This is a genomic window from uncultured Aquimarina sp., from assembly GCF_947496855.1.
GTDB lineage: Bacteria > Bacteroidota > Bacteroidia > Flavobacteriales > Flavobacteriaceae > Aquimarina.
Genome location: NZ_CANMED010000042.1, coordinates 1 through 332, shown reverse-complemented (window position 1 = coordinate 332; position 332 = coordinate 1). Strand labels below are relative to the sequence as shown.

The window sequence follows — 332 nt, the reverse complement described above, 5'->3', positions numbered from 1 at the left end:
TTAACGGTAAGCAATGGTGGAGGGAATGATCTACCAGCTGGCGCTACTGTTACGGATCAGTTACCGAGTGGTTATACCTATGTATCAGATACCGGAGCTGGCGCTTATGTTAGTGGTACTGGAGTTTGGACCTTACCAGCAATAGGTAATGGATCCAATACAAGTATTGATATTGTAGCTACGGTAAATGCAAGTGGTGATTATGAAAATGTAGCAGAAGTTACAAGCAGTCCAAATAATGATCCAGATAGTACTCCAAATAATGACGATGGAGATCAGAGTGAGGATGATGAAGATTCCAATACACCTACAGTTGGTCAGACGAGTGATTT

Annotated in this window: 1 protein-coding gene; it reads left to right on the top strand. The window is 41.9% G+C overall.

Annotated features, from left to right (window positions below):
* Positions 1–332: DUF11 domain-containing protein (locus Q0921_RS24985; protein WP_299261896.1), on the top strand; the 332-nt coding region annotated here is incomplete at both ends.